This is a genomic window from Streptomyces sp. NPDC058459, assembly GCF_042721685.1.
GTDB lineage: Bacteria > Actinomycetota > Actinomycetes > Streptomycetales > Streptomycetaceae > Streptomyces.
In genome coordinates, this window is the sequence record NZ_JBHXLV010000317.1 from 1 (window position 1) to 4,899 (window position 4,899).

Genomic DNA, 4,899 nt, shown 5'->3' on the forward strand with positions numbered 1-4,899 from the left:
CTTCCGGCCTTCCCGCGCCGCTCAGTGCGCGCGGCTCGGCGTGCGGGGCTCGGCCGTGCGGGGCTCAGTGCGTGCGGCTCGGCGTGCGCGGGCTCAGTGCCGCCGGGCGAACCTGTGGGTCGTCGCCGCCTCCGCCTCCGCCTTCACCTCGGCCGCGTACCGGTCCACGTACTCCTGGCCCGACAGCCGCAGCACCGCGTACATGATCTCGTCCGTGACGGCCCGCAGGACCGCCTTCTCGTCCTCCATGCCGTCGTAGCGGGAGAACTCCAGCGGCTCGCCGAAGCGGATGGTGACCGGGCGCAGCTTCGGGATCTTCCGGCCGGGCGGCTGCGCCTCGAACGTGCCGATCATGGCGCAGGGCACGACCGGCGCCCCGGCCCGCAGTGCCATCACCGCGACCCCGACCTTCCCCTTGTACAGCCGTCCGTCGTGCGACCGGGTCCCCTCCGGGTAGATCCCGAGCAGCTCGTCCCGGCCCAGCACCTTCAGCCCCTCGCGGACGGCCGCCCGACCGGCCTCCTTCCCGGTGCGGTCCACCGGGATCTGGCCGGCGCTGCGGAAGAAGAACGCCGTCAGCCGGCCCTTGAGCCCCGGCCCGGTGAAGTACTCCGCCTTGGCGAGGAAGGTGATCCGGCGCTTCAGTACGGCGGGCATCAGGAAGTGGTCGGAGAACGACAGGTGGTTACCGGCGATGATCGCCCCGCCCGACTCGGGCACATGGTCCAGCCCCTCGATCCGGGGCCTGAAGAACAGCCTCAGCACCGGGCCCAGCAGCACGTACTTCAGCAAGTGGTAGAACACGGCTCCCCCTCGCTCGCAGCGGCATGTGCAGTCACCTGTTACCGCCCGCGCCGGGGCTCATGCTCGTCGCGCGGCGAATTCGCGGACGTGGCTCCGCCCCGAGCGCTGCACCTGGTGCATCCACGCCGGGCGAACCGGGCGAAACAGTGGCAGATTCGCCAGGAGATGGCAGAAGAGCGAACAGGAGGGCCCGTCCATGTTGACGGTCGACCTGGCCAGGTACCCCTTGCTCCTGGCCGCCGCGGAGCCGGACCAGTTGCTGCCCGCCAGGGAACAGATGGCCTTCACCCTGGGATTCCACATCATCCTGGTGCCCTTCGGGGTGGCGCTGACCTCCCTGATGCTCATCGCCAACCACCGGGGCCTGCGCAAGGGTGACGAGGCCGCGCTGCTGCTGGCCCGGCGCTGGTCCAAGGTGGCCGCCCTGCTGTTCGCGGTCGGCGCCATCACCGGAACCGTCCTCTCCTTCGAGCTGGGCCTGCTGTGGCCGGGCCTGATGGGGAAGTACGGCGCCGCCTTCGGCTTCCCCTTCGCCATCGAGGGGCTGTTCTTCTTCCTCGAAGCGATCTTCGTGGCCATCTACATCTACGGCTGGGACCGGATGCCCCCCTGGGCCCACTTCTGGTCGGGTGTCCCGGTGGCGCTGGCCAGCATCGGGGGAGCGGGCGCCGTCATCGCCGCCAACAGCTGGATGAACCAGCCCGGCGGCATCACCCTGCGCAACGGCCGGTTGGTCGACGTCCGGCCCGGCGAGGTCTTCTTCAACAACGCCTTCTGGCTCCAGTTCTGGCACATGCTGCTGGCCGCCTACATCGTGGCCGGGTTCTGTGTGGCGAGCGTCTACGCGGTGGGCATGATCAGAGGGCGGCGGGGCCACTACCAGAAGCTCGGCTTCCTCATCAGCTTCGTCACCGCCGCCGTCGCACTGCCGGTGCAGATCTTCGTCGGCGACACCATCGCCCGGCAGGTCTACGACTCGGAGCCCGCCAAGTTCGCGGCCATCGAGATGCTGCCCGTCACCGGCACCCATGTGCCCGAGACCCTCGGCGGTGTGTTCATCGACGGCGAGGTCCGCTACGGCGTCCAGGTGCCGTGGGCCGCCTCCCTCCTCGCCGGGTTCAGACCCTCGACCCGCATCCAGGGACTCGCCGCCGTCCCCGCCGACGTCAGACCCACCACCGCACAGGTCAACATCGTGCACTGGGCGTTCGACATCATGGTCGGCACCTCCATGCTGATGCTCGCCGTGGCCGCCTGGTTCGTCTGGCTGTGGTGGAAGCGCCGGAACACCCTCCAGACCAACCGCTGGTTCCTGGGCGCCGCCTCCCTGTGCGGGGTCGTCTCCCTCCTGAGTCTGGAGGCCGGCTGGGTGACCACCGAGGTCGGCCGGCAGCCGTGGATCGTCGTCGGGCTGCTGCGCACCAGAGACGCGGTGACCACCCAGGGCAACCTCTGGCCCACCTTCGCGGGGGTGGTGGTGCTCTACACGGCGGTCGGTGCGGGTGCCGGCTGGGTCCTGCTGTCGATGAAGCGACGCTGGCAGAAGCAGGGCGACGAGAACGTCCACGTGCCCTACGGCCCCGACGCCACGCTCGGCTCCCGGCTCGAGCGCGCCGAAGAGCCCGACCGCTCCGAGGGAAAGGTGCTGTGAATGGCCGGGCTGGTCGCGGCCTTCCTCTTCATCGGCGTCGTCGCCTACGCGGTGCTCGGCGGGGCCGACTTCGGCGCGGGCTTCTGGGACCTGATCGCGGGCGGTGCCAAGCGCGGCCGCGAGCCTCGGCATCTGATCGACGCCTCCCTCGCCCCGGTCTGGGAGGCCAACCACACCTGGCTGATCTACTGCCTCGTCGTCCTGTGGAGCGGCTTCCCCGGGGCCTTCGCCGCCATCACCACCACGCTGTACATCCCGCTGATCCTCGCCCTGCTCGGCATCGTGCTGCGCGGCGCCGGCTTCGCCTTCCGCAAGGCCACCGTCCGCACCGAGGAGCAACGGCTGTACGGCGCCGCGTTCGCCCTGTCCTCCGTGCTGACGCCGTACTGCTTCGGCGCCGTCGCGGGCGGCCTCGCCTCCGGCCGCGTGCCCACGGCGGGCAACGGCGACGCCGTGTCGAGCTGGGTCAACCCCACCAGCGTCCTCGGCGGCGTCCTCGCGGTCCTGGCCTGCTCCTACCTCGCCGCCACCTATCTGACCGTGGAGGCCCTGCACCGCGACGACCGGAAGCTGTACCGGTACTACCGTGACCGGGCGATGGCCGCCGGAGCGGTGACCGGCGCGGTCACCCTCGCCGGCATCTTCGTCCTCCACGCCGACTCGCCGCGCCTCTTCGACCGTCTCAGCGGACCGGCGCTGCCCCTCGTGGTCCTCGCGGCCGTCGGCGGCCTGGTCGGGCTGGCCCTGCTGTGGACCAGGCAGAAGACCGGGACCCGGGTGGCGGCGGCGGGCGCGGTCGCGCTGGTGGTGCTCGGCTGGGGTGTGGCCCAGACGCCGTACCTCCTGGGCACGCACCTCTCCGTCGACGAGGCCGCCGCACCGGACGCCACCCTGGACGTCGTCGTGGGCGTCGCCGTCGTCGCCGGCGTGCTCATCGTGCCGTCCCTGGTCCTCCTGTTCCGGCTCAGCGGGCGAGGCAGCGTGGGGGTGGACGAACATCCCTTTCGGGACGCTGTGACGCGAGCGGACCGGAACACCGGTACGGAAGGACGCCAGGCCGTACCCGCCGGGGGCCACCGCGACGCCGGTACGGGCCGTGTCGCCACCGCGACGACGGGCGCCGGCCTGGCTCCCGGCGTACCGCTCGACCCGACCGCACTCCCGCCCGAGCCCCGCCCCCGCTGGCTGCCCTACGCGCTCTGCGCCGGGGCGGTGGCCGCGTCCGCGGTCGCGGGAGCCCGCGCGGTACGGCGTACGCGGGAGCGGGCGCGGCACGGCCGGACGCCCGCGGAGCCCGCTGACTGAACCCCCTCACGGACCGGCGAGCCCGCCGGAGTGACCATGTGGGCTGCTCGTAGGATGACCCGCATGCCCGGCCCCGCGTACCAGCGCACCCCGCGGACGCCCCTGCGGCGCGCGCCCGGACTGCTGGTGCTCGCGGTGCTGGCCGGGCTGCTCGGGATGCACGCGCTGCCGCCGGCCGGCGGCACCGGGCACCCGGGACACGCGGACACCGTCCACGCGGGTGTCGTCATCGACGCGCCCGGCGACTGCCCCGACGGCCACTGCGGCGGCCACCAGTTGCACCACGCCGACCCGACCTGCGCGTCCGGCGCCGTGGGCGGCGGCCCCGAGTTGCCGGAGCCGGTCGCGGGACCGGTCCGCGCGCCCGGCCCGTGCGGCGGCCTGCGCACCCTGGCCGCCACCGCGCCGGACAGCGCCCGCGCACCGCCCTCACTAGCCGAACTCCAACTCCTGCGGATCTAGAGGCACCCACGGCCGCGCGCCCTTTGAAGCGTGGCCGCCCCAGGTGTGCCCGAAGGCCCGTCCATCAGCAGGAGTTCCCGCATGACCACCGCAAACCCGATCCGCCGTGCCGCACTCGGCGCCGCCACCGCCTGCGCCGCCGTCCTCCTCGCCGCCTGCGGCGGCGGCGAGCACACCGGCGCCCACGGGGCCCCGGCCGCCCCGGCCACGGCCGACACCCACAACGCCCAGGACGTCACCTTCGCGCAGGGCATGATCCCGCACCACCAGCAGGCCCTGGAGATGGCCCGGCTGGCCCCCCGGCACGCCGCCTCCGCACGGGTGAAGGCGCTCGCCGCCCGGATCGAGCAGGCGCAGGACCCGGAGATCCGCACCATGACCGGCTGGCTGAAGTCGTGGGGCGAGGAGCCCCAGATGGCCGGCATGGACCACTCGCGGCACGGCGGTGACGCGGGCATGTCCGGGATGATGAGTGCCGAGGACATGACGTCCCTGGAGAAGAGCACCGGCGCGGACTTCGACCGGAAGTTCCTGACCCTGATGACCGCCCACCACCAGGGCGCCGTGGAGATGGCCGGCACGGAGCAGGCCGAGGGCCGCGACGGCCGCGCCATCAGGATGGCGGACCAGGTGATCACCGCGCAGAGCGCCGAGATCAAGGAGATGGAGGGCCTGCT

Annotated in this window: 5 protein-coding genes; 4 read left to right on the top strand and 1 reads right to left on the bottom strand. The window is 72.6% G+C overall.

Translation table 11 applies throughout. The features are described from left to right. Nucleotides 1–93 precede the first annotated feature (93 nt). Complete coding sequence (locus ACFWN1_RS31635) at nt 94–804, bottom strand: lysophospholipid acyltransferase family protein (protein WP_384369658.1); 711 nt, start codon at nt 802–804, stop codon at nt 94–96. Nucleotides 805–1,000: 196 nt separating this feature from the next. Between ACFWN1_RS31635 and ACFWN1_RS31640 the strand changes: the two genes are divergently transcribed. The 4 genes from ACFWN1_RS31640 to ACFWN1_RS31655 all read left to right on the top strand — a co-directional run. Next, nucleotides 1,001–2,455 carry a cytochrome ubiquinol oxidase subunit I gene (locus ACFWN1_RS31640; protein WP_384369661.1) on the top strand — a complete coding sequence of 485 codons (1,455 nt, stop codon included), beginning with the start codon at nt 1,001–1,003 and terminating at the stop codon, nt 2,453–2,455. Further along, entirely contained in the window at nt 2,456–3,760 is a 1,305-nt protein-coding gene (locus ACFWN1_RS31645; RefSeq protein WP_384369664.1) for a cytochrome d ubiquinol oxidase subunit II, read from the top strand. Nucleotides 3,761–3,823: 63 nt separating this feature from the next. Next, a complete protein-coding gene (locus ACFWN1_RS31650; protein WP_384369667.1) occupies nt 3,824–4,222 on the top strand; it encodes a DUF6153 family protein in 399 nt (132 codons plus the stop codon). A gap of 81 nt (nt 4,223–4,303) precedes the next feature. Next, nucleotides 4,304–4,899: DUF305 domain-containing protein (locus ACFWN1_RS31655; RefSeq protein WP_384369670.1), on the top strand; the 596-nt coding region annotated here is incomplete at its 3' end.

Bases quoted from the DNA above. Each gene is read 5' to 3' on its own strand.
- ACFWN1_RS31640 (WP_384369661.1), top strand. From the start codon at position 1,001: ATGTTGACGGTCGACCTGGCCAGGTACCCCTTGCTCCTGGCCGCCGCG.
- ACFWN1_RS31645 (WP_384369664.1), top strand. From the start codon at position 2,456: ATGGCCGGGCTGGTCGCGGCCTTCCTCTTCATCGGCGTCGTCGCCTAC.
- ACFWN1_RS31650 (WP_384369667.1), top strand. From the start codon at position 3,824: ATGCCCGGCCCCGCGTACCAGCGCACCCCGCGGACGCCCCTGCGGCGC.